Source organism: Companilactobacillus formosensis, from assembly GCF_005405305.1.
In the GTDB taxonomy this organism is placed as follows: domain Bacteria; phylum Bacillota; class Bacilli; order Lactobacillales; family Lactobacillaceae; genus Companilactobacillus; species Companilactobacillus formosensis.
This window is the reverse complement of the sequence record NZ_BJDU01000002.1, coordinates 303,315-318,961: the sequence shown is the minus strand read 5'-3', so window position 1 is coordinate 318,961 and position 15,647 is coordinate 303,315. Positions and strand designations below refer to the sequence as shown.

Genomic DNA, 15,647 nt, shown 5'->3' with positions numbered 1-15,647 from the left:
TTCCGGAGGTATTCACATATGGCAAATAAAGCTGAACTTATTGATAGTGTCGCAAGTAAAACTGGTTTGACAAAGAAGGATGCAACTTCTGCTGTTGATGCAGTATTTGAAACTATCCAAGAAAACTTATCAGAAGGTAACAAAGTTCAATTGATTGGCTTTGGTAACTTTGAAGTTCGTCAACGTGCTGCTCGTAAGGGTCGTAACCCACAAACTGGCGAAGAAATTAAGATTCCAGCAAGCAAGGTTCCTGCATTTAAACCAGGTAAAGCTTTGAAGGATTCAGTTAAATAATTAGTTTTATAAGGGGCGGTCGGTTGACCGTCTTTTTTTACGCAAAAGAAAGTATGAGGTTTTAATTTGAGTAAAGCAGATAAAGTTATGGAAACAATCGATGATGGTGACTTTTCAAAGGTTGATGGTTTGATTCAAGAATCGCTTAAAGAAGACGATGATCAAACTCAATTTTCTTTAGCTGAAACATTGATGAGTCGAGGGCTCTCTGTTCAAGCTAAGACGATTTATCAGCATCTTTTGGTCAATTACCCAAGTGAAGGTCAAATCCTCTCCAGATTGGCTGAAATTGCTGTTTCTGACGGTGATAGCGATCAAGCTTTAGATTATATTTCTCAAATCACGCCTGATTCACCAGCTTATGCCGAAAATTTATTAGTCTCAGCCGATATTTACCAGTCATTAGGACTTTACGAAGTTAGTGAGCAAAAGCTCTTAGAAGGAATTAGAGAGTTTCCTGATGAAGAAGTCTTTAAATTTGCCTTGGCCGAAGTCTATTTTGATGAAAATAAATTCAACCAAGCTTTGACATACTATGACATGCTACTAGATATGGGAATCAAGAATTATTCTGGTATTTCAATCGTCTTGAGAAAAGCTAGTTCTTTGGCTGGGGATGGACAATATGAAGATGCTATCAGTGAATACGAAAAACTAAACGCCTTGGAATTGAATGAAGATGCTCAGTTCCAACTCGGATTTTTGTACAATCAAGTTAAAAATTATAATAAATCGATTTCTGTTTTGGAAAACCTCTTGGACACTAATCGTGATTATCCAACGGCTTATCCAGTTATCGCCGAAGACTATTTGAATATCAAGAAAAATGCTGATGCCTTCAAATACGCTCAATTAGGCTTGAATTTGAATGAATTGGATGACCGCTTGTATCAGATTGCTTTTGATGCTGGAACGTCAGAAGATGCTAATAATGCTATTAAGATTTTGGAAACTGGTATTAAAAAAGTCGAAAATCCAATGCCATTAGTCATTAAGTTGAGTGATTACTATGTTACTAAAGGTCAATTCAAAGCCAACTTGGATCTCTTAGATGGTCGTGAGATCAATAATAATCCTAAGTTGATTTGGAATTTGGCTAAATCAGAATTTGAAACTGATGATGTTAATAAAGCTCAAGAAGACATTTTGACGGTCTTAGACGAATTTAAGGACAATCTGGACTACTTGTCAGACTTGGTAGAAATTTTGCGTAGCACCGGCAATAAAGAGGTTCTTCAAGCAGCATTGAGACTTTATTTGAAACAAGATCCTGATAATGAGCAAATGCAAGAATTGTTAGATTCACTTTAATTAAAATTAGAAAAATTAAAAAATAATAATATTTTTCTAATAAAACTCTTGCATTATGAAAAGTTTCTGCTAAGATTACTTACATAAATTGATTTTGATTTTACAACAAGTAGTGAAGTATCTCAGCGTTCAGAGAAATGGCGGTTGGTGCGAGCCATACAGGATATTTTTGCAAAATACTAAATCGAAATCTCGCGTCCTGTGTTTACGGAATAAAGAGCAAGTATTATTACTTGAATTTGGGTGGTACCGCGCTAAAGGCGTCCCTGCATATAATTGCAGGGACGCCTTTTTTTATTCTTTTGGACAAATAATTTTAGGAGGAATTACAGATGAAATTTATCGAAAAGTTACGCATGCAAGCAACCTTTGCACAAATCCTAAATGAGAAAGAAATTAATGAAGTTCAAAGAAATTATTATTATAGACCCTATCAAAACTACTAAGAAAAACAAATCAAATTCAAAATAGGGTGAGTAATATGAAAAAAGGTAAATTATCAGTTTTAGAAAGTTTAATTATTATGATCGTAATGTTTGGGATGCTAGGAACAATGATGATTGCTCTGGGCATGACACCTCAAATTCCAATTTTATTAGCATTTACATTGTTATTGTTTTACGGAAGATTTCGCGGTTTTACTTGGAATCAACTTCAAGATGGGATTGTTGAAGGAGTGAAACCAGGAATCGTACCAATGATTATTTTTATTATGATTGGAGTTTTAGTATCAGCTTGGTCAATGTCCGGTGTAATTCCAACTATTATGGTTTACGGTCTAGATATATTGAACGTTAGATTTTTCTTATTTACCGTCTTTGTTAGTTGTTGTTTAGTTGGTGTGATCGTTGGTAGTTCTTTCACGACTATTAGTACTTTAGGTATCGTCTTCATGGGTATCGGTCACGTTATGGGTATCAATACCGCATTAACAGCTGGTTCAATCGTTTCGGGTGCTTTGTTTGGAAACAACATGTCACCTTTATCTGGAACTACTAATTTAGCTACTGGAATCGCTGGAGTTGATAATGTTTTTGATCATATTAAAACAATCGCCCATACAGCAATTCCTTCAGCAACTATTACTGCTATTATTTTCTTGATTGCTGGTCATACAACTGCCAATCCTAATATGAGTTCTGTACATCACATTATCAATGCTTTAAATGCTAATTTCTTTGTTTCACCTTGGATGTTAGTTCCAATCGCTGTATTAATTATTTGTGCTATTATGCAAGTTCCGGCTATTCCAACGTTGTTGTCAGGATCAATTACCGCTATTATCATGCATATTTTTATTAATCATCCTAAGATTTCGACCATTAGTAATCAAATCATGAACGGTTTCCAATTGAATTCACCTGATAAAAAAATCAACAGCATCGTTAGTGGCGGTGGTGTCACTAGCATGTTGAGTAGTATTTCTTTGATCTTAGTTGCCTTAACTTTGGGTGGCGTCTTGATCAAAATGGGTGTTGTTGAAAATCTAGTTGGTAAAATGAAACAAAGTGTCAATACACCTGGTAAATTGATTTTAACTTCAGTTTTAAGTGCCATCGGTGTTAATTTCTTAGTTGGTGAACAATACATTTCAATTATTTTACCTGGTACAACTTTCAAAGAAAATTTCGATAAACAAAATATTAAACCGGTTTACTTATCACGAATTCTCGCTAGTGGGGGAGCCGACATCAATGCTTTAGTTCCTTGGGGAGTTACTGGAATCTTTATTTCAGGAGTTTTAGGTGTTAGTCCTTTAGTCTTTATCCCATGTGCCTTTTACGTTTGGATGAATCCATTATTAACAGTCACATTTGGATTTGTCTTTGGTAAAAACTACAACAAGGATAAAGTTGTCGAACCAAAACTTAATCACCAGGTTTCTGAACAGTTGAATTAGAAATGGATTAAAGTAATAGTCATCTTGCGTAATGAGATGGCTATTTTTTTATAATATTTTTTTCATAAATTGGCAACAAATGAAAACGCTTATACCATATAATAACAATATCAATAATATGTGTTTAAACTTGTTATAAATATGTGAGGTGAGTTTCATGAAGAGGCATGGATTTATCTTTAAAGTACTAATTATTATGTTTCTTTTACCACTATTTAGAGCAACTCCAGTTACTTCCGTGATGGCCGCAAGTGAACCGTCTAAAGAGGAAGTTTACAAACATGCTCCAAAAGGTGTGAATTTTAATGATTTTCTTACCGCACCAAGTTCGTACTCCAATACAAAAACTGGTGCTGCCAATGCTTTTCCTAGTTCTAATAAAATAATACGGGCAGAGGATTCAGGAAATCCTAGCGATATTATTCAAATGTTAGACGCAGATGGAATTGATAAGCAGATTGGCTCTTTTTGGGGAACCGTGAAAGACGACAATGGTAATAAAACTTATAATTATTTTGATTTAAGCAAGGATCAAACCTTGTCAGTTTGGTATTACGGTGGAAATACTATCGATGGCTTTGCCTTTGTTTTACAAAATGATCCTAATGGTGATCAAGCTATTTCTAGAGATTATACTGATGGGATCCCTAGTTACGGGCAAACTTTGGGTGTCTGGGGAGGTAGTAGTTCCGATGGTAAAGGTTTGAGCGAAGCAATAACAGATAATTCTGGTGGTATACAAAACAGTGTTGCAATTGAATTCGATAGATATTTGAATCAAAATGCTGGCTCAAAATCTAATAATATAAGTGATTATTTAGATTATGATGGCGATAATAATTCAGGTTTTGTTTCAAATCAATTAAAGGAAAACCATATATCATGGGGATATCCAGGAGACGTAGCTACGTATTTTGGCAAGAACTTTTCAACAGGAATACTTGGTTGGAAAGAAACAACTACGTACAATTACATGGGGCATAGGGCAAGGATTCAAAATCATGCTTACTTATTAGGTTATGATGGTATCACTGTCGCTAACTCTGAAACTCAAGACCCCAGAAATGGATGGCGTCACTTAACAATCGATTATCAAAAACCAGATACAGGTTCATCAATTGGATATTTGTCATATCATATCAACGACAAATTCCAAGATGGGACGACCAGACCTCAAAACGCTCAAGATGTTAAAACTTTTGAAATTGATACGAATCAGTTAGTCAAAGATAGTTCTGATAAAAAAGTTCGTTGGGGCTTTACCGCTTCGACTGGATCGCCAGAATCAAAGCAAAGTGATTTTGCGATGGTAATTGAAAAAATGCCACGTGTGGTTGATATCAAAGGTACTTCTAAAATGACTGATTTGACTAGAAATACATCTGTAAGTTCAACTGACGGCGATATTTTAAATGTTTCTGATGGCGACCAAGTTATGCTAGAACAAAATTTGAAGTATGTTGGTGGTATCTCTGAATCTGGAGAAATCACTGCAACTGTTGCGTTACCAGACTATTTAGATTTTTCTGGCGATGAAAATGGCGTGATTGGCGAGATGAATTATACAGCTGCAGATGGCACAAAACAGAGTCTTGAAATCAATAAAGCAGATTTAGAAGAAGTTACTATTAGTACGACAACAGGAAATGACACAGATACACCAATTTTTAAGCAAGTTACTGGTTTCAAAGTTAAGATTCCATCAATGAGTAAAATTGACGATCAAGCAAATATTCAAGTCTATGGGACAGTTAAGGGACCAGAGAGTCAAACGCCAATTACGACAAAAGTGAGTGGTGTTAATACTAGTTATAATTCTGACGGATTTACTGGGGATACGATGAGTCCTGATTTTACGATTGATAATGAAGTATTACAAATAACAAATACTAATGATTTGTCTCAAGAAGTCAGTCCCGATGAAACGGTTCATTTTAAAGGGAAAATGTCTTATTTAAAGAACTCTGACTTTGATGGCGAGGATCTAATTAGTGAAGTAGATGTATATGATCAGAACAATAAATTAATTCCTGGTATTCAAAAGGGTAATATCTCGGTTGCTAAAGGTGCTAAATCAGGTGATTTTGATATTCCTTTTGATGTCAGCGACTTAGAAAACAATCAAACTTACGACTTCAAGGTTAAGATGACTGATTCTAAAGGACGCGTTTCTAATATTTTAGATTATCAAGTTAAAATTTTAGACAATAAACAATTAGTGATCTCCAGAAACAATTTTAAGACTTATGAGGTTTTTGAGAAGAATAATATCCCGCTCTGTAATATTCGAACTGAATATGATAATAGCGCTAAAGTAAATAGCAAAGATTTGACTATTCATATGAATATAGATGGCGAAGATACCATTTTTAAACTTGATTCTGATGCTGTTGAAACATCAATTGATGTAGAAATTTCTGAACAATTAAAACAGCTAGATTATGGTACACATCAAATCAAAGCTTGGGTCGATGATGGAACTCGTCAATCAAATGTGCTAGATTTTACAATTAAATTGATTGATTTAGGGATTGTTTTGGAACCTGAAAAAAAAGTTATCGATGTCCATGACAACGATCCAGTTCCATTAGATTGGACTATAAAATATAGTGATGAAGTAGATTCAGAGATGCTAATAAATCCACATAAATTCAATAAGCTATCTTTAAAGATTAAGAATGAAGACAGTGACGATTATCAAAATTTCTTTGTAAGTGCAAATAACGATGGATCAGAAAATTCAACTGAGGTCAATACTGATAGCAACAATAATTATAGCCTTACGCTTAATCCAATCGAAAGTGTATCAGGAGTAAATAAGTACTATAGCTTGTTAAAAGAAGGACAAAATATAATCAAATTTTCAGTCACAGGAAATTCGTATCATTCTGAAGAAAAAACAGTAATAATCAATGTTCCTAAATTAACTCCAAGTATTTCAACGACTGTTAAAAATATTACGACTAGTTCAACACTGAATTTAATAAAAGTTCCTTTGGAGTTTAAATATTTAGAAGATGAAACTTATCAAACTGCGCCAGCACAGTTGACTGTTAGAATCAAAGATGAGAATAAAGTTTATGGTGGACTGAGTATTGTTTCTGGAAGTATAGATTATGGGCCACCACTTACTTATACGGGACAGTTTTCTCCTAGTGTGGCAAATATGAGCCAACCAGACAGTCCTTTTATTCTTACCGGGACGGTTAAGGATGTTTATGGCAGATATTCTGAGGCACCATTTTTTAAGCTAGATATTAACTCAAAACTCTTAGAATTAAATGTCTCAGACTCCCGTTTTAGAGATATAAATTTTGATGATCAAGATGGTGATTTCATTCAACGTGATGGAAAATGGGATGTCAAAGTAAACAGTGTCGGTACGAAGTGGAACCTTTCTGCGCATTCATTAGGATTGTTTAATGTCTTAGATAATGATTATGTTGAACCGCTATACTTCATTGATAAAAACGACAATTATCAATCTTTGACTAATACTCCAACTATCGCCAATCGTGATACTGCTGTGAGTGGACAAAATAAAATCGAAAATATTTCTGATAACTGGGATGATGATGACGGTATTATGGTCAAAAATCAAAAATCCAATCTCAGTGGCGAATATCAAGGTCAAATTGAATGGACTTTGTCTGAATCGATTCAATAGAGGGTGTATTATAATAAGTATGTACGTAGAGAAAACGCTTAATTTATTTTCCGGATGGTAGATATGAAACCAATAATAACAATTGATGTTGGTGGAACAACGATTAAATATGCTTTATTTAATGAATCAAATCAAACTTTAATTAATAAAGGTGTCGTTGATACACCGAAGAATTTAGCCACATTTTATACAGTAATTGAAAAAATAGTAAAAAAATACGATCGAACTAAGATTGCTGGCGTAGCTTTGAGTATTCCAGGAGCGGTCAATCAACAGACAGGAATAATCGGTGGAATCAGTGCTTTGCCATATATTCACAATTTTCCAATCAAAGCAGCTTTGGAGAAGCGTCTGAATTTGCCGGTTTCAATGGAAAATGATGCTAATTGTGCTGCTTTAGCTGAAGTTAAGAGTGGAATGGCTGTCAACATGCAAAATGTCGTTATGTTAGTAATTGGAACTGGGGTCGGTGGTGCTGTCGTTATCAATCGTCAATTAGTTCACGGGCAACATTTACTAGGTGGAGAATTTGGGATGATGCTAGGTCAAACCGATCAGCGTCTCAGTCTAGTTGGTACTGCAGTGAGAATGGCTCAGCACTACAATCAAGCTTATAAAACCAATTATACGGGCAAAGAGATCTTACAAATGGCTCAGGATGGTGATGCGACTGCTCAAAAATATGCTTTGAAGTTATATGACAATTTGGCTCGTGCAATCTTTAATTTACAATTTGTCGTTGATCCAGAAGCCTTTATCATCGGTGGTGGAGTTTCTGGTAATCAAGATTTCATTAATAATTTGAATGAAGCTGCCCAAAGACTAGTTCAACGAGTAGCCGACATTAAACTAGTTCCCAAAATCATCCCTGCATATTATCACAATGATGCCAATTTGATTGGTGCGGCATTGAATTTTAAAATTAAAAAAACTGTCTTGATTTGATTTCAAGACAGTTTTTGTTTTAGCAAAGATCCGTATAACGATAAGGGATTGCTTGATTTAATTGTTTAGTGATTTCTTTTAGAATATTCTCTTGGCGAATTTTTTCATTATTTAAAACGAATTCATGATTTTCTTCAATCCAAATATTGGAATTGGGTGCTAAGACTTCATACTCGTTGTGTGTCTTATTTAATCTGAGGATAATTTTTTGTCCCAATTTTGGAAGCGGACATTGCATTGACTGATAATAAACATTTTTTTCAATTCCGCCGGGGAGTTTGATGTCGATATTTTTTCCTAAAATATCCTCCGAACCACTGATAATGTGATTGACGTAAATGGATGCGATTGTGGATTCTTTGTTACTGCGGGAGAAATCGATAACCGTTCCCTGAATAAGAAAATCACTATTTTTCTTTATTTGATTTAAAGACAAGTTCTTTTTTAGAATTATTTTTTGAGTTGATAGCGTTGAATGAGTGACTTGTTTTGTCTGTTGGCGCCACTTTTTTTTATTGCGTTTTAAAACAATTTGTTGTTTTTGCAAGTCAGTTTGGTCAATATTTGAAGTCTTAGTATCATGACTACAACCGGTTAAGAATAAAACACAAACAGTAATTGTTGCCAAATAAATTTTCATTGAGGATACTCCTTACTTTTTTTGCAATTAAAAGATGAGTATCAGTCCTTTGCTTCCTCGAATGAAAGATAATTTATGATGGCATTTGCCGAATGCATTTGATTCACTCCCTTACAAGATTATATATATATCATAACATGATTTAATTTTTCTCCAAAGACGGCAAAAGAGCCTAGGATCCCCACAATCGAGGATTACTAGACTCTTTTTTTATGCGTGATTTTCTGTTTTCATTTCATAAACTTCTGGAGCAAAGGTCGAACGTAACGTTTCGATACCCTTGTTAAAAGAATTGAGAACAGACTCCGAAGTTTCATCACGATTGATTTCTACAGTAACGACTGACTCGTCCACCGGATCGGTAAAAGCAGCCATAATAAAATTATCGCCACCGTCGATTCCACGTTCAAAATTAACTTGGTAATCTTTGAATTCTGGATTATTTAAAACATCCAGTAAAAAGTGTTCTTTGAGACTCTTGTACAATTCGATATTGGTAATATCTGGATCTAAAACCGCAAGATTACGATACTTCGATTCATTTTTGTATAGTGTTTCAAAATGATTTACAAAATAATCAAAACAGTCGGTTGCAGTTAGTTGCGTTAAATCGTTAGCCACAATGATCAACTCCTTAATTATATTGGTCTATAACTTATATTATAACGTATCTGAATAATTAAAGGGTGATTATTGGGTTTTATTATTTTTTATAAAAAGCATTATTTTGAAATTAAAAGCATTATTTGTCAATAAATTATTTGATTAAATCGTACTATACTTCTTGTAAGCGGTTACTGATGATTGAAGGAGGATTAAATAGTGAAATTTGAAAGAATATTTATAAACCATATGGAAAATCCTATTGGTTATGAATTTAATGATCTATTTATAAATTGCCAAATTAAAGCTAATAATTATTCAAATGACTTGTTAAAACGTTTAAAAATTACTGATAGTAAGAAAGAAATTTTTGCAACAGATTGGGAACCAGCGGATGATTTATCATTTCAGCCGGATTTTCAACTTCAAAGTAAAACTAGATACCAAGTTTTTATTGAAATAAAAGATAAAAAGCAAATTTATAAAAAACAAGCTTTTTTTGAAACTGGATTAATGACAGGATTCAATAATAGTCAATGGATTGGTAGTTCAGATGAAAGTATTCACGGCATTCAAGCAATAAAAGAAATTAATTTAACTTCTAAGGTCAAAAAAGCTCGGTTATATATAACTGGTTTAGGTCTATATGAAGTTTATATTGACAATCAAAAAGTTGGCGATGAATATTTGGCACCAGGCTTTACTAATTACAGTTACTATACTCAAATAGCAACGCTTGATGTCACAAAATACTTGAAAACTCCAGGAACACATGTCTTAAAAATTTCTTTAGGCGATGGTTGGTATAAGGGAAAATTGGGTATTAAAGAACATGGTGGTAAAGAAAATCAATATGGTAGTGCCTTAATGACTAATGCGGAATTAGATTTAGAAGATGACATTGGCGTATTTCGAATAATTGGAACTGATGAAACATGGAAAATTCAAACTTCAGAGATTACACATTCTGGGATTTACTATGGTGAGGATTTAGATGAAACCATAATTCCTAAAACGTTGCCATTAAAGGTTTTTGAACGACCAAGTAAACATCTGAAAGATAGACTGAGTTTACCCATCAAGGCTCACAAAATTTTTCATCCCAAAAAGATTGTTACTCCAGCTGGAAATCTAGTACTAGACTTTGGTCAAAATATGGCAGGCTGGATTGAATTTGAAAATGATTTGCCAAAGGGTACTAAAGTAGAATTTCAGTATGGTGAAATTTTGCAAAATGGCGAATTATATCGGGAAAATCTACGTTCAGCTCGCGCTAGTTTTACTTATGTAAGTAACGGCATAAAACATTTAGTTCGTCCACATTTTACTTATTTTGGATTTAGATATGCTAAAGTAAATGGTTTATCAAGCGATTACAACATAGCAAATTTTAAAGCTGTAGCTCTTTATTCGGATATGAACCAAATTGGTAATATTAAAACTGATAACCAGTTGGTTAATCAGTTATTCAGTAACATCCAATGGGGACAAAAAAGCAACTTTATTGATGTACCAACTGATTGTCCGCAACGTGATGAGCGTTTGGGTTGGACAGGCGACGCTGCTATCTTTGCCAAAACAGCTAGTTATAACATGAATACTGCACAGTTCAATAAAAAATATGTATATGATATTGCGGTTGAACAAAGTCAACGCCAAGGAGAGGTTCCATTGTATGTACCTAATGTCGATGGCGATGATGGTGGCAAGGCAGTTTGGGGTGATGCTGCGACAATTATTCCTTGGATCACGTATCAACGTTATAAGGATACTACCATTTTGAAACAAAACTTCGGTGCCATGATGTCTTGGGTTGATTGGATACATGACTACGCTAAAAAAACCAGAAATGAATTTTTATGGCTTGATTCTGATCAATTAGGAGATTGGTTGGCTCTAGATACTGAAGATATTTTCCATCTCAAAGGTAAAACACCAGATGATTTAATAGCCAGTGCATATTATTATCAATCAACTTTGATAGTTTCCAAGACAGCACAGGTTCTTAATGCTAAAAGAGAGTCTGATTACTATCGCTTATTGGCTAATAAAATCAGAGAATCATTTATTAATGAATTTTTCACAACTAGTGGAAGACTAATTACCGATACACAAACTGCATTGGCTCTTTGTTTACATTTAAATCTTTATCCAAAGAAGTTTAAAAAATATTTAGTAAATAAATTTGTCGCTCGAATTGAGAAAGATAAAAATCATCTTACAACTGGTTTTGTTGGAACACCTGTATTATTACCAGCTTTGACAGAGAATAATCAACATGATTTGGCCGTTCAAATATTCTTAAATGAGGATTATCCAGGCTGGCTAAATGAAGTTAAATTAGGTGCAACGACCATTTGGGAACGTTGGAATTCAGTACAAGAGAATGGAACTATCAGTGAAAATGGAATGAATTCCTTGAATCATTATTCGTCAGGAGCTGTTATGCAATGGGCCTATGAATATCTATTAGGTATTCAACAAGAAGAACAACTAACTATTGCTCCACGTATTACACCGAAATTTAGAGAACTATCTGGCTATACGGATTTGAATACAGGTCAACTTGCTATTACTTGGAGAATTGAAAATCGACAAGGTAGTCAAGTAAGTTTAAAAATAGATATTCCTTATGATAATCCTGCTAAAGTTATTCTTCCCAACACAAAAGAATGGAAAGATAATGGCGCTGTTCATCAAAATGGTGACATTTTAGCACCAGGACATCATGAAATAACTTATCAACCGTTGGTTGCTTTTATAAATACATACAGTGTACACACAGCTTTAAAAAATTTTAATGATAAAAAAATCGTAAATAAATTGAGAGAATTAGTACCGTTTTGGAGTTTTATTGAATTGCCTGGAAATTTTGATCACTTCAAAGAATTTTCATTATTACAATTGAGCAATGAAATGAAGGGGATTGGCTTTTCTCCCATGACACAGGAACAAATTGAAAAAATTAATGCTTATTTTAGAGAATATTCAAAAAATAAAATCATGGAAAAGGATGATAAATAATTATGAGAAAAATAATGACTAGATTTGCTATTTTAATTTTGTCAGTTTTTACAGTTAGTGCTGGTGCGACTGCTGCTACCATTCCACTAATGATGAAAAGCTTTCCAAATATTAGTTCCACAACGATTGAATTGTTAATGACGATTCCATCATTAGGTATAATTGTTTTCACTCCAATTAGTAATTGGGTTGCTGATTTAATTTCTGTTAAGAAAACTATTATGACAGGCTTGATTTTGATATTTATCGGTGGGATTGTTCCAGCAGTTACGTTAAATTTCCCATTGATCTTTGTTTCGAGAATTATTTTAGGATTAGGAACAGGATTGTTGATGTCATTTTCACAATCTTTGATCATCCAATTGTATCAAGGACGTGAGCAACAAAAAATGCTTGGATTATCAAGTGTATTTCAGGGCTTAGGTATGTTTTTTATGACTTATATGGCTGGTGTTTTGCTCAATAATGGTTGGCAGATGTCATATTGGGTTTACTTAATTGTTATTCCAATTATTCTATTAGTTGGAATTTATGTTCCTAAAACAGTTGGTAAAGTTGAAGAAGCTGGTGCAATTAGTGATAGTAAAAAAATTGACGGTAAGATTTGGTTACTAGCTTTGTTTGCTTTCTTATTCAATGCAACTTTTGCTTTCATTTCGATTAAGTTTGCTATGTTAGTAGTTTCAAGAAATTATGGAACTGCCGCTGATGCTAGTACTTTATTAGGTTTAATGGCTTTTGCAATGGCTGCTGGTGGTTTTGTTTTCATGTACGTTCAAAAACATTATTTCAAATTCACTACAGCAATTGGTTTAGGTTTTGCCACAGTTTCATTTTTAATTTTAACGATTTCCAGATCACTTATGCTTAGTGGACTGGGTGTTATTTTAGTTGGTATTTCAGTTTCAATCTTTATGGCTTCTATGGTCGCAAACATTAATAAAATGACCTCACAATCCCAAGTAGCTTTTTCAACTTCGATTGTTATGACTTGTGCCAATGTGGGTACACTTATTTCTCCATATTTTGCACAAATTATTGCAAAAACATTCGGTAATCAAGAAGCTGGATTCACGTTTGAAGCTGGATTAGTAATTTTTGCCATTTTATTAATTATTTCTACATTAGTTGGCTTAAATTATTCAAAATTTGAATATAAAAATGATCGTAAAGATACAAATATTAAAATGCAAAATTAGGAGTAAAAAATGTTAAGTAAACAAGCGAAAGAAGCAATAAAAATTGCTCAAAGTATTAAAACTCAGCAATCAGATAATTTAACGCCTGAACAGGCGATATTTTTAAGAAAAGATGCTGATAAAAATAATTCAATTCCAATTCCAAGTGATATCAACTTAGAGAGTCTAGATGATCCTAAGGGTGAGTTATATCATTATGGGACAAACAATGAGAATGTTTTGTTATTTATTCATGGTGGAGCTTATGCAACAGGAAGTGTTAAGTCACGAAGAAATTTATGTTTTGGCTTAATTAAACGTTTAGGCTATGATGCGTTTTCTGTTGATTATCGTCAATGGCCGGAAGCCAAACATCCGGCAGCTCAAGAAGACGTTATGAATGCTTACAAATTTCTTAACAAGCGTTACAAACATATCTTTATTTTTGGAGAATCTGCCGGTGCTACTTTAGCCTTAACTTTGACTTTGCAATTGAAGACTGAAGACTTATCATTACCAAATAAAATTGCTGTCTTTTCACCAGTAATTACCCAAATAAATATCCTACCGTCAGAATATCTCTTACAAGAAAGAGACCCTATGTTGCTTGGTGCTGGGGATCCAGTTCCATATTTTGATGAACCTTATAAAAATGATCCTTTAATTTCTCCGATTTATGGTGATTATAAAGGCTTTCCACCATTGATGATTAATTGCGGAAGTGAAGAGGTTAAATACGATGATTCCAAAATACTTAATTTTCTATGTCAAAAAAATAACGTCGATGTAACTTGGACCGTTTGGCAAGACTTATTCCACGTTTTTGTATTGTTTGATATGCCAGAAACTGATCAAGCATTAAATCAAATAGCACGATTTTTAAAATAAAAAAAGTCGGCAAATAAATTGTCGACTTTTTTCTTATAGATTCTGATTTTTTCTAAATTGTGATGGAGTTTGGCCTGTTTTGCTTTTAAACACCCTAGATAATTGGGAAGGGTTCTCATAGCCTAAAGTATCAGATATTTCTCTGATTGGTAGTTGAGTAAAAAGTAAAAGTTGTTTGGCAGAAAGAATTTTTTGTGAAGTTAAAAATTCAATAATACTGATACCAGTTGTTTTTTTAAATAGATGCATTAAATAAGATTTGCTGCTACCAACAAATTGAGCAATTTCATCAACATTTTTAACAATGGTTAAATTATCGTAAATATATTCTTGTGCTCGATAGACTAATGAAGGAATGTTGTTTCTTTTTACTAAAGCAACATTTTTAACAAAACGTTCACCAATCGTGCGAGTGTATTCGTAAATATTAGTAATATTTTGTTTTGTTTCTGTTTTTTTTATGCATTCATCACTTAATTCATAGGCGCTTTCGGCATACATCCCTCCACGAATTGCCGCCCGAGTGAAAAGTGTCGTAGCAGCTACCGTAATATTTTTTTTGCTTCTTAAATCAGATGATGCCAGAATTCCAAAATTACCTTTATCCATAAAAGCAATGTAATTTTTATTAAATTCTTTTAAATTACCGTGTTCAACTCCCATTAACATCAGTTGTTCTGCTAAATAACCATTGTGAGAAGGTTTATTGTCACTAAATGATTCAAGACGCTGATTAGGACGATCTAAGAGCCCATAGTCATTTAAATCCAGTTGCTGTTGAGTAAAAGTAGGCTCCGATTTTGTCAAAGCAAAATAAAATATCTTTAGTTGAGCTTGGAAAGTATTGAAGTCAGTCAATGGAACTTTATCTGCGTAAGCTCCGTTACCACTAATGGCGGTTGATGTTGCCCAGATAAGGATTTTCGTTTCTTCCAACTTAAAAGAGGCGATAGTTCCAATTTGAGCAAAAAGATTAATATTTATTTTAGAATTAATATTTTTTAAAATTTTATTGCTAAGTTGTTCTGAAAGGTTGGGTGCAACAGTCATCTTGAATACCTTTGATAAATGATTTGAATCATCATATAAAAAGATTGATAAATTGGTTGCTTCGTGAAACCATTGTGAAATTTTTTCTATCTCCATATCAATTACCTCAATGATAGCTGTATTCGTATATAAAAAACAGGATTAGTT

The 15,647-nt window shown here is 33.6% G+C and carries 11 protein-coding genes; 8 read left to right on the top strand and 3 right to left on the bottom strand.

The genetic code is table 11. The features are described from left to right. Positions 1–18 precede the first annotated feature (18 nt). The 5 genes from hbs (at position 19) to FFM65_RS03805 (ending at position 8,117) form a co-directional block, all read left to right on the top strand. Complete coding sequence (gene hbs / locus FFM65_RS03825; protein ID WP_010019909.1) at positions 19–294, top strand: non-specific DNA-binding protein Hbs; 276 nt, start codon at positions 19–21, stop codon at positions 292–294. Positions 295–360: 66 nt separating this feature from the next. Further along, on the top strand, positions 361–1,605 hold the full coding sequence (locus FFM65_RS03820) for a tetratricopeptide repeat protein (RefSeq protein WP_119317501.1): 1,245 nt from the start codon (positions 361–363) through the stop codon (positions 1,603–1,605). A 481-nt stretch (positions 1,606–2,086) separates the two neighbouring features. Further along, positions 2,087–3,505, top strand: coding sequence for a Na+/H+ antiporter NhaC (nhaC, locus tag FFM65_RS03815; protein ID WP_119317502.1), 1,419 nt, complete (start codon positions 2,087–2,089; stop codon positions 3,503–3,505). A 157-nt stretch (positions 3,506–3,662) separates the two neighbouring features. Next, on the top strand, positions 3,663–7,172 hold the full coding sequence (locus FFM65_RS03810; protein ID WP_119317503.1) for an L-type lectin family protein: 3,510 nt from the start codon (positions 3,663–3,665) through the stop codon (positions 7,170–7,172). Positions 7,173–7,235: 63 nt separating this feature from the next. Next, positions 7,236–8,117 (top strand): ROK family protein, encoded by an 882-nt coding sequence (locus FFM65_RS03805; protein ID WP_119317504.1) that lies wholly within the window; start codon positions 7,236–7,238, stop codon positions 8,115–8,117. Positions 8,118–8,136: 19 nt separating this feature from the next. Here the strand turns inward: FFM65_RS03805 and FFM65_RS03800 are convergent, their stop codons facing one another. Both FFM65_RS03800 and FFM65_RS03795 read right to left on the bottom strand, forming a co-directional pair. Next, positions 8,137–8,757 carry a hypothetical protein gene (locus tag FFM65_RS03800; RefSeq protein WP_119317505.1) on the bottom strand — a complete coding sequence of 207 codons (621 nt, stop codon included), beginning with the start codon at positions 8,755–8,757 and terminating at the stop codon, positions 8,137–8,139. A gap of 210 nt (positions 8,758–8,967) precedes the next feature. Next, positions 8,968–9,378: a hypothetical protein gene (locus FFM65_RS03795; protein WP_119317506.1), complete on the bottom strand. Its 411-nt coding sequence runs from the start codon at positions 9,376–9,378 to the stop codon at positions 8,968–8,970. 201 nt (positions 9,379–9,579) lie between these two features. On the opposite strand from FFM65_RS03795, the gene FFM65_RS03790 reads away from it, so the two are divergent. From FFM65_RS03790 to FFM65_RS03780, 3 genes are read left to right on the top strand one after another with little or no spacing between them, the layout of a single operon-like run. After that, a complete protein-coding gene (locus FFM65_RS03790) occupies positions 9,580–12,384 on the top strand; it encodes a family 78 glycoside hydrolase catalytic domain (RefSeq protein WP_119317507.1) in 2,805 nt (934 codons plus the stop codon). Between the two features lie 2 nt (positions 12,385–12,386). After that, the gene (locus FFM65_RS03785) at positions 12,387–13,583 is read left to right on the top strand and encodes an MFS transporter (protein ID WP_119317508.1); all 1,197 of its coding nucleotides are present in this window, start codon (positions 12,387–12,389) and stop codon (positions 13,581–13,583) included. A 9-nt stretch (positions 13,584–13,592) separates the two neighbouring features. Continuing rightward, on the top strand, positions 13,593–14,450 hold the full coding sequence (locus FFM65_RS03780; protein ID WP_119317509.1) for an alpha/beta hydrolase: 858 nt from the start codon (positions 13,593–13,595) through the stop codon (positions 14,448–14,450). Between the two features lie 33 nt (positions 14,451–14,483). Here the strand turns inward: FFM65_RS03780 and FFM65_RS03775 are convergent, their stop codons facing one another. Further along, complete coding sequence (locus FFM65_RS03775) at positions 14,484–15,596, bottom strand: helix-turn-helix domain-containing protein (protein ID WP_119317510.1); 1,113 nt, start codon at positions 15,594–15,596, stop codon at positions 14,484–14,486. Positions 15,597–15,647 lie beyond the last annotated feature (51 nt).

Bases quoted from the DNA above. Each gene is read 5' to 3' on its own strand.
- nhaC (WP_119317502.1), top strand. From the start codon at position 2,087: ATGAAAAAAGGTAAATTATCAGTTTTAGAAAGTTTAATTATTATGATC.
- FFM65_RS03785 (WP_119317508.1), top strand. From the start codon at position 12,387: ATGAGAAAAATAATGACTAGATTTGCTATTTTAATTTTGTCAGTTTTT.
- FFM65_RS03780 (WP_119317509.1), top strand. From the start codon at position 13,593: ATGTTAAGTAAACAAGCGAAAGAAGCAATAAAAATTGCTCAAAGTATT.
- hbs (WP_010019909.1), top strand. From the start codon at position 19: ATGGCAAATAAAGCTGAACTTATTGATAGTGTCGCAAGTAAAACTGGT.
- FFM65_RS03810 (WP_119317503.1), top strand. From the start codon at position 3,663: ATGAAGAGGCATGGATTTATCTTTAAAGTACTAATTATTATGTTTCTT.
- FFM65_RS03805 (WP_119317504.1), top strand. From the start codon at position 7,236: ATGAAACCAATAATAACAATTGATGTTGGTGGAACAACGATTAAATAT.
- FFM65_RS03800 (WP_119317505.1), bottom strand. From the start codon at position 8,757: ATGAAAATTTATTTGGCAACAATTACTGTTTGTGTTTTATTCTTAACC.
- FFM65_RS03775 (WP_119317510.1), bottom strand. From the start codon at position 15,596: ATGGAGATAGAAAAAATTTCACAATGGTTTCACGAAGCAACCAATTTA.